This window comes from Nitrospirota bacterium (genome assembly GCA_004296885.1).
Lineage (GTDB): Bacteria > Nitrospirota > Nitrospiria > Nitrospirales > Nitrospiraceae > SYGV01.
This window is the reverse complement of the sequence record SCVN01000007.1, coordinates 164,658-180,986: the sequence shown is the minus strand read 5'-3', so window position 1 is coordinate 180,986 and position 16,329 is coordinate 164,658. Positions and strand designations below refer to the sequence as shown.

The following is a 16,329-nucleotide window of genomic DNA, read 5'->3' as shown; positions in this document are numbered from 1 at the left end:
GGAGGACGGATCAGGCATGACGGAATTCTCGCAATTCATCGCCAAAATCGGCAAGGGTCAGAAGGCTTCCAAGGACCTGACTTGGGAAGAGGCCAAGCAGGCGATGCGGATGCTCGTCGAGGGACAGACCACGCCGGCGCAGGTCGGCGCCTTCCTCCTGGCCATGCGCGTGAAGATGGAATCGATCACAGAACTGGCGGCCTTCACCTCGGCAGCGCGGGAGTATGTCCCGCCCCTGCCGGTGCCGCGCCACCTGCCGCTGGTGGATTTGCCGACGTACGCGGGGAAACAGGACACCTTTCACGTATCCGCGGGCGCGGCGATCGTGGCCGCCGCCGCCGGGGCTGCGATTCTGATGCACGGGCATGAAGGCATTCCGGAGCGGCCCGGGACCGTCGAAATTCTGGCCAAGCTCGGCTTGCCGACCGACCTGCCGCCCAAGCAAGCGGCCGAGGAACTGACGGCGAAAGGATTGGTCTATCTGGATATCGCCCTCTACCATCCGCCGGTCGCCCGGTTTCTGGATCTGCGGCGCGAACTTGGGGTGCGGAGTCTGTTCCATCCGGTGGCCAAGATGCTGAACCCGGCCCGGGCCGCCTCGCAGGTGATCGGCCTGAGCCATCCCCCCTATTTCGAAAAGACGGCCGAGGCGCTGCTCATGCTGGGCGGCAAGCGGGCGCTGATCATCCGCGGGTCGGAAGGCGAGCCGGAATTGTCCATCGCCTCGGCAACCCGGGTGCTCGAGGTGCGGGACGAGCGCATCGCGCCCTTGACGCTGACGTCCAAGGACTGCGGTCTTTCGCCGGGGAGCTTTCAATCCATGTCCGGGTTTCCTCCTGGGCAGCTGGACCAGGAGGCGACCCTGTTGCGGCGCATCCTGCACAACCAGGTGCGCGGCGGGCAGCGGGACTGGGTGGTCTTGAACGCGGCCATGTTGCTCTATGCCGCCGGCAAGGTCCAATCCATTTCGGCCGGCGTTCCGCTGGCGCAGCAGGCGCTGGACAGCGGCGCGGCGGCGCGGAAGCTGGCCGAACTTGCTATTGTGAAGGAACCTATTCATGTCTGAAAGTCCGAAAGTTCATCAAGTCGTGAAGTCATCGGAGCCAATGCCGCAACCTATGGGTTCCACTTTTTATTTCGACTTGAAGACTTTCAGACTTGACGACTGTTCAACCCGAAGGTTTTAAAGGTTTTAGATGAAGCACCTCCGCCAGCTCGAAGACCAAAGCGTCTACATTCTTCGCGAAGCCTACAAGCATTTCGACAACCTGGCCATGCTCTGGTCCATGGGGAAGGACTCGACCGTCCTCTTGTGGCTGGCGCGCAAGGCTTTCTTCGGCCATGTGCCGTTTCCGCTGCTCCATGTGGATACCAGCTACAAGATTCCCGCGATGATCGAGTACCGGGACCGGCTGGCCCGTGAGTGGCGGTTGAACCTGGTCGTCGGCCAGAACAAGGAAGCCCTCGCGGGCGGCATGAACCATACGTTGGGCCGGGTTGCCTGCTGCACGGCGCTCAAGACCAACGGGCTGAAGCAGCTGATCGAGCAGAAGGGCTACACGGGCATCATTTTGGGGGTGCGGGCCGATGAAGAGGGCACCAGGGCCAAGGAGCGATACTTCTCGCCGCGCGACAAGCACGGCGACTGGGATTTCAGGGATCAGCCGCCGGAGCTCTGGGATCAGTTCAAGACCGCGTTCCCGCCGGGCACCCACATCCGGATTCACCCGCTCCTGGACTGGACGGAGATCAACATCTGGGAATACATCAAGTACGAGAACATCCCCTTTATCGACCTCTATCTCGACAAGGGCGACGGCATGAGGTATCGCAGCCTGGGCTGCGCCCCCTGCACCACCCCGATCAAATCCACGGCCAAGACCGTGGATGCCATCATTGAAGAGCTGCGCCATACCACGGTGGCCGAGCGGTCCGGACGGGCGCAGGATGAGGGGCGCGGGATGGAGCTGCTGAGGAAAGACGGGTATATGTAATGGCGACCGTACAAACCAGACCCACGGAAAATCTGAACATCGTGATCGTCGGGCACGTGGACCATGGGAAGTCCACGCTGCTGGGGCGGCTCTACGCCGACACCGGCTCGCTCCCCGATGGGAAGCTGGAGAAGGTGCAGGCCATCTGCCGCCAGCAGGGCAAGGAGTTCGAGTACGCCTTCCTCTTCGATGCATTCCTGGAGGAGCAGGAGCAGGGCATCACGATCGACACGGCCCGCACGTTTTTCACGTGGAAGGGGCGCCAGTACATCATCATCGACGCGCCGGGCCACAAGGAGTTTCTCAAGAACATGATCTCCGGCGCCGCCCGCGCGGAGGCGGCCCTGCTGCTGATCGACGCGCTGGAGGGCGTGAAGGAGCAGTCCAAAAAGCATGGGTATCTGTTGTCGCTCCTGGGCGTCAAGCAGGTCGCGGTGGTAGTGAACAAGATGGACCTGGTCGGGTACCGCCAGGACGTGTTCGACGGCATCGAAAAGGAATACCGGGACTTCTTGGGCCAGTTGAAGGTGGTGCCGGAGCGCGTCATTCCGGTGAGCGCGAAGCTCGGCGACAACATCGCCTCCCGCAGCACCCACATGGCCTGGTACCAGGGCCGGACCGTGCTTGAGACGCTGGAGGCGTTTCGCAAGGAAACCGCCCGCCGCGAGCAACCGCTCCGGTTCCCGGTCCAGGACGTCTACAAGTTCGACGCGCGACGGATCATCGCCGGCCGCTTGACCGCCGGCCGCTTGAAGGTCGGCGACCGATTGGTCTTCTCCCCGTCCAACAAGTCGGCCAACATTAAATCCGTAGAGGCCTTCAACGTCGAACCGTCCCCGACCGAGGCTACAGCCGGACAGTCCGTCGGAATCACGCTGGACGAGCAGATTTTCATCGAGCGCGGCGAGATCGCGTCCCGCCAGGAGTCCATCCCGCTCGTCTCCACCTCTTTCCGGGTCAACTTGTTCTGGCTGGGCCGGCGCCCGTTGGAGCGCGGCCGGAAGTATCAGCTTCGTCTGGCCACCCACGAGGTGGACTGCGAGGTGGCGGCGATCAACCGGATCGTCGACACGGCGGATTTGGACCAACGGCAGGGGGGGAGTGTCGTCGAGCGAAACCAGGTGGCGGAGTTGACGCTCCGGACGAAATCCCCGATCGCGTTCGACCCGTACTATGCCTTCGAGTCGACCGGCCGGTTCGTGATCGTGGACGAGTATGATATCGCCGGCGGGGGCATCATCACCGACTTGGTGCATGACGAACAGGAGTTTCTGCGCGATGAAGCCAGGCGGAGGGATTTCGCCTGGGTCAAAGGAGAAGTGGGGGCGGAAGAGCGGGCGCAGCATTACGGACATCGGGCGGCGGTGGTGCTCCTCACGGGAGCGCCGCAGACCGGCAAGTCCTTCCTGGCCCGCAAGCTGGAGTCGGTGCTGGTGGCCGAGGGTCGTCATGCCTACCTGTTGGAGGGGGAAAACCTCCGGCGCGGCCTGGATGCGGACCTGGCCGGAGCGGACCAGGCCGGGACGGACGAGATGGCGCGCCGGTACGGCGAAGTGGCCCGCCTGCTCATCGACACGGGGCTGATCGTGGTGTCCACCACCAAAGCCTTCGGGTCGGCCTATGCGCAAGCCGCCCAAGCGATCCGTACCTTGGTGCATCCGGCTCCGGTCATCACCGTGCATATGAGCAAGGCGGCCGAGGAGTCGCCTCCCGACACGGATATCCAGTTCGCCGGGCCGAAGGACTTCGATGAGGCAGCGCGCCGGATCATCGAAGAACTCAAGAAAAAAGGCGTCCTGGCGCAGGCAATCGGGGGCAAGCCGACGTTTCAGTATTCAATTTGAGCGGTTTGACTCCCTCGAAACCCCTGTGTTACCGTGCCAATGCCACGAAGCGATCGACACCCGGCCTTCAGCAATCAAGAGTAGCCTGTTGCTGACGGCTGACAGTCTCTTTGGAGTTCGTCATGGCCGATAAAGACCTGAAATCCATCCTCAGCAAGCTCCAGTACAGCGACGACGCCAAGGTCGTCCAGCAGATTACCGCGCAGATGAAGCAGGTACAGGCCCGCATGGCCGGCATCCGGCACAAGCTGGTGGTCATGAGCGGCAAGGGCGGCGTCGGCAAGAGCATGACCACGGTGAACCTGGCTCTGGCGCTGGCCCGCCTGGGGCATAAAGTGGGGCTGCTGGACGTGGACCTGAACGGGCCTTGCGTGCCGCGCATGCTGGGCATGCATGGGCAGGCGCTCACCATTACGCCGGAGGGGGCCATTCCGCCGGTCGGCCCATTGGGGGTCAAGGTCGCGTCCATGGACTTCTTTCTGGGCGCTGCGTCGCCCGTGCGCTGGAAAGGGCCGATGGACCTGAGCCCGGTCTGGCTCGGGCTGATGGAAATGAACGTGATCCGCGAGTTCCTGGCGGACGTGATATGGGGCGAGTTGGACTACCTGCTGACCGACCTGCCGCCCGGGGCCGCGGCGGACAAGCCGCCGGTCATCGCCGGGTTCATCCCGGACCTGGCCGGGGCGATCGTCGTGACGACGCCCTCCGAGGTCGCCTCCGACGTCGTGCAGAAATCGGTGACCTATGCCAGGGACATGGGGATCCACGTGCTGGGCATGGTGGAGAATATGAGCCGGTTCCGGTGCCCTTCCTGCGGCGTCGAGCACGAACTGTTCGAGGGGGACACGGACGCCATGTGCGACGCGTTGAACGTGCCTTTGCTGGGCCGCGTCCCCTTCGATCGGACGCTGGCGCGGACCTTCGACAAGGGCCTGCCACTGTTGGACGCCACGTACCCGACCATCCAGCGCTATCAGGAGATCGCGGAGCGGGTCCAGGCGATGCTGGACTATAAGAAGGTGTTGGCGGAAAAGTTGTAGACAGTTCTCAGCGATCAGTCTTCAGTAGGCCGAGAACTGAATACTGACGACTTCCCCAAGGAGTTCCATATGAAATTCGTCTGTTTGAATTGTGAAACCTACATGACCTTCGAGAAGGTGGAAAAACCGGCGGAAGGTTCGCTGGGCGTCTTTTTCGCCTGCCCCTCCTGCAGCGCCAAGTTCTCGATGGTGACGAACCCGGGCGAAACTCAGATGGTCAGTTCGCTCGGCGTCAAGCTGGGCGGCCGCACCGAAGCGGCCCAGCCGTTTGAAATGACGCGGGGTACGCTCAAAGACGAAGCTCTCGCCGGCTCCGGCCAGATGGCCGCCTACCTGAACGAAAAGATTCAGGCCGGCAAGCCGGCCGCGCCTGCGGCGGGCGCCACGGCGAGCGCCGAGACTCCGGCGAAAGAAGGCGAGAAGGCGGGCGGCTGTCCCTTCTCCGCCATGGTGGCGCAGATGGGGTTGACGTCCAGCCAGCCAGGCACGTCGGACTTTGCCTGGACCCCGGATGCGAAAGAGAAACTGGACCGGCTCCCCTCCTTCGTCAAACCGATGGTGCAGAGCAGTATCGAGGCCTATGCCCGCAAGAATGGCCTGACCACCATCACGTTGCAAGTGATGGACGATTCCAAGAACGACTCCAACGGCGTCACCTGGTCGGCCGATGCGGAGAAGCGGCTGGAAAACATCCCGGACTTCATCCGCCCCATGGCCCGCCGCGAGATCGAGCGGCTGGCGAAGGAGCGCGGCGCCACCACGATCACGGCGCAGGTGATGGACGAGGCCAAAGACAAGTTCATGAAGTTCATGTAGCGGTCCCTTCGGATTGCGTCGTGCGGCAAGGGCTCATCCTGGGGATGGGCCCTTCTCATTTTGGAGCGGAACCGATGGACGCCAAGCCGTCAAAAAATCCGACTGTGGCGGGCGTCCTGTCCGGCCTGATGCCGGGGCTCGGGCAATTCTATTGCCGGAAGTGGGGAAAGGGTGCGGGGTTTCTCGTCGGCGCCCTGGTCATCGATGCCGGGCTTGGGGTCTCCGAAGGCATGCTGAGTTTGCTGCAAGGGGCGCTGACCGGAACGTCGCTTCCGAACAGCGGGGCTATCTTGCTCCGCGCCTTCCCATTCCTGGCCCTGGCGGCCTGGAGCGTCGTAGACGCAGTGGCGACTGCCAAAGAATATGACCTGCCGCGCGACGCTTCCTAAACAGATCGGTGACCTGCCGGCGGCTGGTTCGGCGTTGACTCTGCTCTCGTGGGTATGTTAGAACGACCGCGTAAATACAGATGATTGTTGAGATTTGGGGGGACTGAATCATGGGCGGCCATAGTCACTGGGCCACCACGAAGCGGCACAAAGCTTCGGTAGACGCCAAACGCGGCAAAATCTTTACCCGCATCATCCGCGAGATCACGATTGCGGCCCGGGCAGGCGGCGATCCGGATGGGAACCCGCGTCTGCGCCTGGCCATCGCCAAGGCCAAAGATGCCAACATGCCCGGCGACACGCTGAAGAAAGCCATCCAGCGCGGCACGGGCGAACTGCCCGGCGTTACCTATGAAGAGTTCACGTTGGAAGGATACGGGCCGGGGGGCACGGCGGTGCTGCTCGAAATCACCAGCGACAACCGCAATCGCACTGTCGCGGAAATCCGGAACCTGCTCACAAAGAACAGCGGCAACATGGCCGAGGCCGGCGCCGTCTCCTGGCAATTCCAGAAGAAGGGGTTAATCGTGGTGGAAAAGGGCAAGGTGGATGAGGACAAGCTCCTGTCCCTGGCTCTGGACGCCGGGGCCGAGGACGTAAAGGTGGACGAGAAGACCTTCGAGGTGATCACCGAACCCCATGACTTCGAGACGGTCAAGAAGGCCTTGACCGACGCGAAGATCGAATCCTCTCTGGCGGAAGTGACCTTCGTGCCGCAGAATTATGTGAAGCTCCAAGAGAAGGCGGCCGAGCAGATGCTCAAGCTGATGGAGATCCTGGACGAGCATGACGATGTCCAGAAAGTCCATGCGAACTTCGACATTCCGGACGAGATCATGGAGAAGGTGGCGGCAGCAGGTTAACGAACGATGAAAGCTGAAGATGAACGCTGAGCGACAGCCGTTCGCCCTTCATTCAGCGCTTCGCATTCATCACTCCGTGTTGCCTCGACAATGATCGCCTCACTGACCGGCCGGCTGGCCTTCAAGGCTCCTTCCCACATTACGCTCGATGTCCACGGCGTCGGGTACGAAGTTCTCATCCCCCTCAGCACCTTTTATTCCCTGCCGGAGCTGAACGAGCTTGCGTCGCTCAGCGTGCATACCCATGTGCGGGAGGATGCGATCCAGCTCTTCGGCTTCCTGACCCTCTTGGAAAAGGAGTCCTTCATCCTGCTCACGGGCATTTCCGGCATCGGCCCGAAGCTGGCCCTGAGCGTGCTGTCCGCCCTGAGCGTGGCCGACCTGATTGCGGCGGTGAGAGCCGGCGACGTCGACAAGCTGGCCACGGTGCCCGGCGTCGGAAAGAAAACCGCAGCGCGAATCGCGTTGGAGATCAAGGACAAGGTCGAACGGCTGGCTCCCGGATCCGCGGCCTTTCCGGAACCCGCCGCAGAACCCTTGAATCAGCTCCAGGAGGACGCCTTGTCCGCGCTGGTTAACTTGGGGTACAAGCCCGCCGAGGTCAAGCAGACGCTCAAAGGCGTGGCGGCCAGGTCGTCGTCGGCAGGCACGTTGAAAGAAGTCATTCGAGAGGTCTTGAAGGACCTGGCGAAGGGATAGTCCATGCGACAGGGCCAACAGGGCATTGGGTCGAAGGTCCTGGCCGTAGGCGGACGGCTGCTGCTGGTCCTGGCCTGGGTCGTGCTCCCCTGTGCCGCTTCAGCCGAGGACGAAGCGCCCAAGAGCATCAGGATGACCTGCGGAACGTGCCCATCTGGCTATGCCAAAACGGGGGTCACCAAGGCGCCGGAGATCTGCAAAGACGGCGATCCGGTCCTGGTGGAATGTGTGCCCATCGGCGCGATGAATCTCCTGGCGGTCTGCGGGTCTTGTCCCGAGGGCTATCGCCAAGTGGGCTACTCGTCGGTGCCGGCCCGCTGCGGGAGCGAGGAGGGGGGACGCATGAGTCAGTGCCAGCTCGAGAAGTTCGAGGACCATCTGCCCGACCCGACTCAGGGGGGCCGGTTCTGTCCGCCAAATTGCGCCGGAACGATGCCGACGCCGGGTCAGGGGGCGATGCCGTCCCCGCCGAAGTACGTGCCCGCTCCGAAAGATGCGGCGAAGGAGAGCAAGTGAACGGGCCGTTCCGTCCTTGGATGACGAACCATGAGGTACCGGGGTGACCGACCGGATTGTGACCAGTCAGATGACGGAGGATGAACGGGGGCTGGAAGCCACGCTCCGTCCCCAGACGCTCGAGGAATATGTCGGGCAGGAACGGATGAAGGAGTCGCTGCGCATTTGCATCGAAGCCGCAAAGCGCAGGGGGGAGGCCCTCGACCATGCGATTTTTTACGGGCCGCCCGGGTTGGGCAAGACCACGATCGCCCATATCATCGCGCGGGAAATGGGGGCGGCAATCCGCTCGACCTCGGGGTTGGTCCTGGCCCATGCGGGAGACCTGGCGGCGATCCTCACGAACCTGCAGGAGCGCGATGTTCTTTTCATCGACGAAATCCACCGGTTGCCGGCCTCCGTCGAGGAGGCGCTCTATCCGGCCATGGAGGATTACCAGCTCGACCTGGTTGTTGGGCAGGGCCCCTCGACGCGCACGATCAAGCTGGACCTGCCGCGCTTCACCTTGATCGGGGCGACGACCAGGGCCGGAGCCTTGACCTCGCCCCTGCGGGAACGCTTCGGGTTGGTGAACCGCCTGGATTTCTACGCGCCGGCCGATCTGCAGACCATCGTCACCCGCTCGGCCGGCCTCCTGGGCATTCCGATCGTCCCTGAAGGAGCCGCTGAGATTGCCGGTCGCGCGCGGGGCACCCCGCGCATTGTCAACCGCTTGATCAAGCGCGTTCGCGACTTTGCGCAGATCAAAGCGGAGGGCCGTATCACCCGCCAAGTGGCCTGCGACGCTTTGGCTTGGCTGGGTGTGGACCAAGCAGGGTTCGACGACATGGATCGCAAGATTCTCCTGACGATTCTCGAGAAGTTTGGTGGAGGGCCGGTCGGGGTCGAATCCCTGGCGGCGGCCGTTAACGAGGAGAAAGGCACATTAGAAGACGTCTACGAGCCCTTCCTCATTCAATCCGGCTACTTGGAGCGGACCGCACGCGGCCGCCAGGCCACCAGGCTTACGTTCGAACACTTTGGAAAGACGAAAGATTTACTGACGTAGCCAAGAAGCCATCAGTCATCAGCGTGCACAGTCAGAATCCTCTGCGAAGCGGCTCCGAGCTGAAAGTTGAATGCTGAGAGCCGGCGGCTCCCCCAACCATTCGAATCCCATTGATAAATCTTGCAAAGCCAGGTTGCTTCCTGTACCATTTCCTGTCTGGCCGCAGGCAGGAATAGGCTGCGTCCGGCTGAGTAATCTATGGCAAACCGGCAGGACATCCAGCAGTTCCGGAAGGAGATCGATCGGATCGACGACGAGATCCTGTGCCTGCTCAACGAGCGGTCCAAGTCCGTCATCGAAATCGGCAAACTGAAAAAGGAATCGGACAGCAACGCGAACCTGCATACGCCCGGTCGGGAAGCGGAAATTGTGAATCGCCTCATGGCCCAAAATCAGGGCCCGTTCCCCAACGATGCGATCCGCCCCGTCTACCGGGAAATTATGTCCGCCTCCCTATCGCTGGAAGGGCCTCAGAAGGTCGCCTACTTCGGACCGGCTGCTACGTTTACGCATCTGGCCTGCATCAAGAAATTCGGGGCTTCGGCCCAGTATGTCCCGGTCAACAGCATCAAGGATGTATTCGACGAAGTGGAACGGGGGCGAGCCAACTTCGGGGTGGTGCCGATCGAAAACTCGACCGAGGGCGTCGTCAACTACACCCTCGACATGTTCGTCGATTCCACCTTGCTGATCTATGGCGAGGTGCTCCTGGAAGTGTCCCACAACTTGCTCTCGAAAACCGGGCGCCTCGAAGACATCACGAAAATCTATTCGCACCCGCAGCCGATCGCCCAGTGCCGTCACTGGCTGGAAACCAACCTCCCGCAGGTGCCGGTCTCGGAAGTGACCAGCACGGCCCGGGCCGCCGAAATCTGCGCCACCGACCCAACTGCGGCGGCCATTGCCTCGGAATTGGCGGCGCAAATCTACGGCTTGAAGATCATCAAGGCCAGGATCGAGGACAATGTCCACAACTTCACCCGCTTTTTGGTCCTCTCGAAGAAGGCGCCGGAGCGGACCGGCAAGGACAAAACCTCGGTCATGATCTCGGTCAAGGACAAGGTCGGCGCGCTCTACGATCTGCTGCGGCCCTTCGCCTCACACGGCCTCAACATGACCAAAATTGAGTCCCGGCCGTCCCGTCGCAAGGCCTGGGAGTATATCTTTTTCGTGGATGTCGAGGGGCATGTCGAAGAGGAGCCGGTGAAGAAGGCGTTGGAAGAGATCAAGAGCCGGTGCCTGTTCATGAAGATTCTAGGATCGTACCCGGCCCATAACTAACCCTATGTCGCTTAAAGTCCATCCCGACATCGCGTCGCTGACGCCCTACGTTCCGGGGAAGCCGGTCGAAGAACTGGAACGTGAACTGGGGATTCCCAAAGCCGTCAAGCTGGCGTCCAACGAGAACCCGCTCGGCCCTTCGCCCAGGGCCCTCGCCGTGCTTGCCGAGGTCACGGGCACGTTGCATCGGTATCCCGACGGGGGCGCCCACAAGCTGCGCGTGGCCCTGGCGGACCGCTGGAAGGTTCAGCCGGAGCAGGTCATTCTGGGCAACGGGTCGGACGAGATCATCGGTTTTCTGGCTCGGACGTTCCTGTCGCCCGGCGACGAAGCGGTCATGGCCGACCAGACTTTCGTGATTTACAAGATGGAAGTGACCGCCGCGCATGGGAAGCCCGTCATCGTCCCCATGCAGGAGGGCCACCATGACCTGGCGGCCATGGTGGAGGCCGTCACGCCGAGAACCAGGCTCCTGTTCCTGTGCAATCCCAACAATCCCACCGGAACCATGGTAACCGCGGACGAGGTGAGCCGGCTGATGGCGCGCGTGCCGGAGTCGGTGATCGTGGTGTTCGACGAGGCCTATTACGAGTATGTGCAGAGCCGCGAGTTTCCGGACAGCCTCGCTTATGTAAAGCAGGGCCGGAACGCGATCGTGCTGCGCACCTTCTCCAAGATTTACGGCCTGGCCGGTCTGCGCATCGGCTATGGCCTGACGACGGGCGAGATCGCAGGCTACCTGAATCGCCTCCGTCCTCCGTTCAACGCCAACAGTCTGGCCCAACGGGCGGCCTTGGCGGCCTTGGCCGACGAGGAGCATGTGGCGCAGAGCCGTGCGCTGAATCAGTCGGAGATGGTTGTCGTTCGGGCCGGGCTTGCCGCGCTGGGTTTCCAGCCGCTGCCGAGCCAGGCGAATTTCCTCTATTTCGACGTCGGCCGCGACGGCCGGGAGGTGTTTCAAGCCCTTCTGCGCGAGGGTGTCATCGTCCGCCATATCGAAGGGCGGATGCTACGCGTCACGATCGGCCTCCCCGAGGAAAACCGACGGTTTCTGGCCGCCCTCAAGAAGATTATGGGGACCTAAAGTAAGCGAGCCCAGTTATTTCAGAAGCACGAGGTTGTCATGATTATTGTGCTGAAACCCGAAGCCACCGAACCCCAGATCGATCACTTGCTGGACCGGTTGCGTGAGCTGGGCCTGAAGTCGCACATGACGCAGGGAGAGGAGCGGACGATCATCGGCGTCATCGGCGACGATCGCATCCTCCAGAACCAGCCGATCACCGCGTTCCCCGGCGTGGAAAGCGTCACGCCCATCCTGGCCCCGTGGAAGCTTGTCAGCCGCGAGTTCAAGAAGGACAACACGGTCATCGATGTGAATGGCGTCAAGGTCGGAGGTCAGAAAGTGGTCATCATGGCCGGCCCCTGCGCGGTCGAGAAGCTTGAACTGACCGTCGGCATTGCCCATGAGGTGAAGGCCGCAGGGGGCAGCATCCTGCGGGGCGGGGCCTACAAGCCGCGGACGTCGCCCTATTCCTTCCAGGGCGTGGGACGGGAGGGGCTGGACTACCTGATCGAGGCCAAGAAGCAGACCGGCATGCCGGTGGTGAGCGAAATTCTGGACACCCGCGACATCGAGCTGTTTTTGCAGAAGGCGGATATCATCCAGATCGGCGCCCGCAACATGCAAAACTTCGAACTGCTCAAGGAAGTCGGCGCCTACGACAAGCCGGTGTTGCTGAAACGGGGGCTCTCGGCCACGATCAAGGAGTTTCTCCTCTCCGCCGAGTACATCATGTCCCGCGGGAACCGCAACGTGATGCTCTGCGAGCGGGGCATTCGCACCTTCGAAACCCAGTACCGCAACACCCTGGACCTGGCCGCGGTGCCGACGCTCAAGGAACTGTCCCATCTGCCCGTCATCGTGGACCCCAGTCATGCCACGGGCAAGTGGAATTTGGTGGCGCCGATGTCCAAAGCCGCCATCGCCGCCGGCGCGGACGGCCTGTTGATCGAGGTCCATTCCAACCCCGAGTGCGCCCTCTGCGACGGGGAAGAATCCATCAAGCCGAGCAAGTTCAAGGAGTTGATGCAAGATCTTAGGAAGATCGCGGCGGCGGTCGGTCGGGAGATTTGAAACACAATGTTGAATGATCAATGCAGAATGATGAATAGTCCGGCCCTTGCCATGAGTGATCTCATCGTGCATTCATCATTCATCGCGCATCATTCATAATTCGTCTATGGCCGTGCATTTCAAGCAAGTGGCAATCGTCGGCGTCGGTCTGATCGGCGGCTCGCTGGGGATGATCCTCAGACGGCGGGCGATGGCCGATCAGGTGGTGGGCATCGGACGGCGCGTGGAGAACCTCAAAGCCGCCGTGGAACTGGGCGCGATCGATCGGTACGTGGCGGACGCCAAGGAGGGAGTTGCCGGGGCAGATCTGGTGGTCTTGGCGACGCCGGTGGATACCTACGAGCGGCACCTCAAGGACTGGGCCGGGTGTCTGGCGAAGGGGGCGATCGTCACGGATGTCGGCAGTGTGAAGGGGCCTCTGGTCGCGCAAGCAGAAGGCCTGATGCCGGAACGGGCCTGCTTCGTGGGCGGCCATCCGATCGCCGGGAAAGAGAAGACCGGCGTGGCCGCCGGTTCCGTGGATCTCTTCAAGGGTGCCCGCTGTATTTTGACGCCGACCGAACACACCGATGCGCACGCGCTGTCCACGGTCCGGGAAGTCTGGACGGAGGCGGGGGCCGTCGTGCTTTCGATGGATCCGTTTTTGCACGATCGTGTCCTGGGTGCCGTCAGCCATTTGCCCCATGCGGCGGCCTTCGCCTTGATCAATGCCCTGACTGAGGTCAAGGAGCGCCAGACGCCGGAACTGGATTTGCTGGCCTATGCGGGAGGCGGATTGCGCGATACGACCCGCATCGCCGCCAGTTCGCCGGAGATGTGGCGGGACATTTTCCTGTGGAACCGGGACAACGTAGTGGCTCAGCTCGATATCTATATCCGTCATCTTCAGGAACTCAAGCGGCTCATCCAGGCGGGCGACGGGCCGGGCATCGAAAAAGAATTGACGCGGGCCAAAGACGTGCGGGAACGGCTGAACAAATCATGACCTCGTTGACCGTCAAACCGGGGGGGGCCTTGCGCGGCACACTGACGGTGCCGGGCGACAAGTCCATCACGCACCGAGCGCTGATCCTGAGTGCGTTGGCGGAGGGGAACAGCCTGATCACCAAGTACTGTCGCGGTGAAGACTGTCTGAATACGATGCGGGCACTGCAAGGGATGGGCATTCCCATCCAGGAACAGCCGGATCGGCTGCTGGTGTCCGGCAAGGGCCTGTGGGGCCTCTCCGAGCCGTCCCAGCCGATTGATTGCGGGAACTCCGGCACGGGCATCCGGTTGCTGGCCGGCCTCCTGGCCGGACAAGACTTCTTCACGGTCCTGACCGGCGACGAGTCCATCCGCCGGCGCCCGATGGGGCGGGTGGTCAAGCCGCTGCGTGCCATGGGCGCGACGATCGCCGGCCGCAAGGGCGGCGAGTTGGCCCCCCTGGCGATTACCGGCAGCCGGCTCACAGGGATGGCCTATCAATCGCCGGTGGCCAGCGCGCAAGTGAAGTCGTCGTTGCTCCTGGCCGGGCTGTTCGCCGAAGGGCAGACCAGCATTACGGAGCCGAGGCGGTCACGGGACCATACGGAGCGCCTGTTCAGATTTTTCGGGATTTCGATCAGAGAGCAGGGACAGGCTCTGGTGCTCGATGGGCGGCCGGCCACGGGTTGGCAAGGGGTCAAAGAGTTACCCGTGGCGGGAGATTTTTCGGCTGCCGCGTTTTTCCTGGTGGGTGCGTCGCTCGTGCCAGGATCCGACGTGACGATCAGCGGTGTGGGCGTCAACCCCACCCGCATTGGCCTGCTGACGATCTTGAACGAGATGGGGGCAGACATTCAGGTGCTCAACCCGAGAGAAGAGGCGGGGGAGCCGATTGCCGACCTGCGGGTGCGGGCTTCGGTCTTGCGCGGCGTGACGATCGGAGAAGCGCAGATTCCGCAAACCATCGACGAGTTTCCCGTGCTCTGCGTGGCGGCCGCCTATGCGAAGGGCCGGACGGTGATCAGCGGGGCGGGCGAGTTGCGGGTGAAGGAAAGCGATCGTATTGCCACGATGGCGTCCGAGCTGCGCAAAATGGGCGCGACGATCACCGAGACACAAGACGGGATGGTCATCGAAGGGGCGGCGGGACGACTGTTCACAGGAGCCTCCTGCCACAGCCACGGGGATCACCGCGTCGCCATGTCCATGGCAGTGGCCGGGTTGGTTGCCGATGCCCCGTCGCGGATCGACGACACAGCCTGCATTGAAACGTCGTTCCCGGGATTCGAGCGCAAGCTCGCGGAGTTAACGACATTATCATGACTCGGTCCACCATGCAGGCCCGATCCGAAGCCGCGTCGGATGCGCCAACGACGCAGCCGCGGCTGATCGTGACCCTCGATGGTCCGGCCGGAGCCGGCAAGAGCACGGTGGCCAAGCTGCTGGCAGCGCGGTTGGGCTACCTGTATCTGGACACGGGCGCCCTGTATCGGGGAGTGGCCTGGAAAGTGCGCGAGGCCGGCGTCGATCCCTCGGATGCGGCGGCGGTGGCGGGGTTGCTGCCCACGACCAAGGTCATGCTGGAATATCGGCCCGAACGGCCTTTGGTGTCGGTCGATGGGCGGGATGTGACGGAGGAGATCCGGACGCCCGAGATCAGCCGGCTGGCCTCCCTCGTCTCGGCGATTCCGGCGGTGCGCGAATGGCTGCTCCCGGTCCAGCGTGACATCGGTGCGGCGGGCGGGATTGTCGCCGAAGGGCGGGACCTGGGAACGCGCATTTTCCCCCAGGCCCAGGCCAAGTTTTTTTTGGATGCGGATGTGGCGACCAGAGCGGCCAGGCGGCATCATGACCTGGCCGGGGCCGGTCAGGCGTCGCGGTTGGAGGAGACCCGTCAGGAAATCGAGACCCGAGACAGGCAGGACAGGACCAGGGAACTGGCTCCGCTCGTCCCGGCGTCGGACGCGGTGCGGATCGATTCCTCGGCGTTGACGGTGGAGCAGGTGGTCGACCGGCTGTTGGATGTGATCGCGACCAAACTGTGAGCGGAATCGCGTATGCGTATCTGTGGGTGGCCTGCCAAGCGATCGCCCGGCTCTGTTTCCGGTTTCGGGTCCGAGGGCTGGAACTGGTGCCCAAACAGGGGGGGCTGCTGATCGCGGCGAACCATGCCAGCTACCTGGACATTCCGCTCGTAGGCTGCGGCCTCCGGCGGCGGGCCTGGTACTTGGGCCGTCAGGACTTGTTCGGCCCTGACTGGGTCAAAGCGGTCTGCCGCTGGTTGGGATGGATCCCCATCCGGCTGGGCCGCCTGGATCGGGAAGGGTTCGGGAAGGCGATCAGCCTGATTAAGCAGGGGCAGGTCGTCGTGATCTATCCGGAAGGCACGCGCACGCCGGATGGGGCCTTGCGTCCGGGCAAGCCGGGGATCGGCGTGATCGTGGAAGAGACCCGGTGTCCCGTGGTGCCGGCGTATATCAAAGGCGCCTTCGACGCGCTGCCGATGGGCAGGACCTGGGTGCGGTTCCGGCCGATCGATGTACGGTTCGGGGCGCCGCTGGATTTCGGGAAGGATCTGGAGCGAATGACCGGGAAGGAGTTTTATCGACACGTGAGCCGGACTGTCATGGAGCGGATCGCCGAATTGGGGCAGGTACCCCCGCCGGTGGATCGGCCCATTGGTTCGGCCGCCGGGTCTCTCAGCGCTGAGTGAGGCTCGACGTTTCGGCGGGCATG

Annotated in this window: 17 protein-coding genes; all 17 read left to right on the top strand. The window is 62.8% G+C overall.

Features of this window, described 5'->3' with window-relative positions; translation table 11 throughout:
- The first annotated feature begins 16 nt into the window (after positions 1-16).
- The 17 genes from trpD to EPO61_04250 all read left to right on the top strand — a co-directional run bounded on the left by trpD (position 17) and on the right by EPO61_04250 (position 16,306).
- Positions 17-1,066, top strand: coding sequence for an anthranilate phosphoribosyltransferase (gene trpD, locus EPO61_04330; protein TAJ09948.1), 1,050 nt, complete (start codon positions 17-19; stop codon positions 1,064-1,066).
- A 130-nt stretch (positions 1,067-1,196) separates the two neighbouring features.
- Positions 1,197-1,994, top strand: coding sequence for a sulfate adenylyltransferase subunit 2 (locus EPO61_04325; GenBank protein TAJ09947.1), 798 nt, complete (start codon positions 1,197-1,199; stop codon positions 1,992-1,994).
- The gene (locus tag EPO61_04320; GenBank protein TAJ09946.1) at positions 1,994-3,838 is read left to right on the top strand and encodes an adenylyl-sulfate kinase; all 1,845 of its coding nucleotides are present in this window, start codon (positions 1,994-1,996) and stop codon (positions 3,836-3,838) included. Before EPO61_04325 ends, EPO61_04320 begins: the two co-directional genes overlap by 1 nt.
- Before the next feature lie 122 nt (positions 3,839-3,960).
- Positions 3,961-4,878: an ATP-binding protein gene (locus EPO61_04315; GenBank protein ID TAJ09945.1), complete on the top strand. Its 918-nt coding sequence runs from the start codon at positions 3,961-3,963 to the stop codon at positions 4,876-4,878.
- Between the two features lie 621 nt (positions 4,879-5,499).
- Positions 5,500-5,694, top strand: coding sequence for a protochlorophyllide oxidoreductase (locus tag EPO61_04310; GenBank protein ID TAJ10095.1), 195 nt, complete (start codon positions 5,500-5,502; stop codon positions 5,692-5,694).
- A 74-nt stretch (positions 5,695-5,768) separates the two neighbouring features.
- The gene (locus EPO61_04305; GenBank protein ID TAJ09944.1) at positions 5,769-6,083 is read left to right on the top strand and encodes a hypothetical protein; all 315 of its coding nucleotides are present in this window, start codon (positions 5,769-5,771) and stop codon (positions 6,081-6,083) included.
- A gap of 110 nt (positions 6,084-6,193) precedes the next feature.
- A complete protein-coding gene (locus EPO61_04300) occupies positions 6,194-6,946 on the top strand; it encodes a YebC/PmpR family DNA-binding transcriptional regulator (GenBank protein TAJ09943.1) in 753 nt (250 codons plus the stop codon).
- Between the two features lie 90 nt (positions 6,947-7,036).
- On the top strand, positions 7,037-7,645 hold the full coding sequence (ruvA, locus tag EPO61_04295) for a Holliday junction branch migration protein RuvA (protein ID TAJ09942.1): 609 nt from the start codon (positions 7,037-7,039) through the stop codon (positions 7,643-7,645).
- Positions 7,646-7,648: 3 nt separating this feature from the next.
- Positions 7,649-8,161 (top strand): hypothetical protein, encoded by a 513-nt coding sequence (locus EPO61_04290; protein ID TAJ09941.1) that lies wholly within the window; start codon positions 7,649-7,651, stop codon positions 8,159-8,161.
- A gap of 70 nt (positions 8,162-8,231) precedes the next feature.
- The gene (gene ruvB / locus EPO61_04285) at positions 8,232-9,209 is read left to right on the top strand and encodes a Holliday junction branch migration DNA helicase RuvB (protein TAJ10094.1); all 978 of its coding nucleotides are present in this window, start codon (positions 8,232-8,234) and stop codon (positions 9,207-9,209) included.
- 198 nt (positions 9,210-9,407) lie between these two features.
- Positions 9,408-10,490, top strand: coding sequence for a prephenate dehydratase (gene pheA / locus EPO61_04280; protein ID TAJ09940.1), 1,083 nt, complete (start codon positions 9,408-9,410; stop codon positions 10,488-10,490).
- Between the two features lie 4 nt (positions 10,491-10,494).
- On the top strand, positions 10,495-11,574 hold the full coding sequence (locus EPO61_04275) for a histidinol-phosphate transaminase (GenBank protein TAJ09939.1): 1,080 nt from the start codon (positions 10,495-10,497) through the stop codon (positions 11,572-11,574).
- Between the two features lie 39 nt (positions 11,575-11,613).
- Positions 11,614-12,627 carry a 3-deoxy-7-phosphoheptulonate synthase gene (aroF, locus tag EPO61_04270; protein ID TAJ09938.1) on the top strand — a complete coding sequence of 338 codons (1,014 nt, stop codon included), beginning with the start codon at positions 11,614-11,616 and terminating at the stop codon, positions 12,625-12,627.
- Between the two features lie 106 nt (positions 12,628-12,733).
- Positions 12,734-13,612, top strand: coding sequence for a prephenate dehydrogenase/arogenate dehydrogenase family protein (locus EPO61_04265; protein TAJ09937.1), 879 nt, complete (start codon positions 12,734-12,736; stop codon positions 13,610-13,612).
- A complete protein-coding gene (gene aroA / locus EPO61_04260) occupies positions 13,609-14,916 on the top strand; it encodes a 3-phosphoshikimate 1-carboxyvinyltransferase (GenBank protein TAJ09936.1) in 1,308 nt (435 codons plus the stop codon). Before EPO61_04265 ends, aroA begins: the two co-directional genes overlap by 4 nt.
- Positions 14,917-14,927: 11 nt before the next feature.
- Positions 14,928-15,638 (top strand): (d)CMP kinase, encoded by a 711-nt coding sequence (locus tag EPO61_04255; GenBank protein TAJ10093.1) that lies wholly within the window; start codon positions 14,928-14,930, stop codon positions 15,636-15,638.
- Positions 15,635-16,306, top strand: coding sequence for a 1-acyl-sn-glycerol-3-phosphate acyltransferase (locus tag EPO61_04250; protein TAJ09935.1), 672 nt, complete (start codon positions 15,635-15,637; stop codon positions 16,304-16,306). Before EPO61_04255 ends, EPO61_04250 begins: the two co-directional genes overlap by 4 nt.
- The last annotated feature ends 23 nt before the right edge of the window (positions 16,307-16,329 follow it).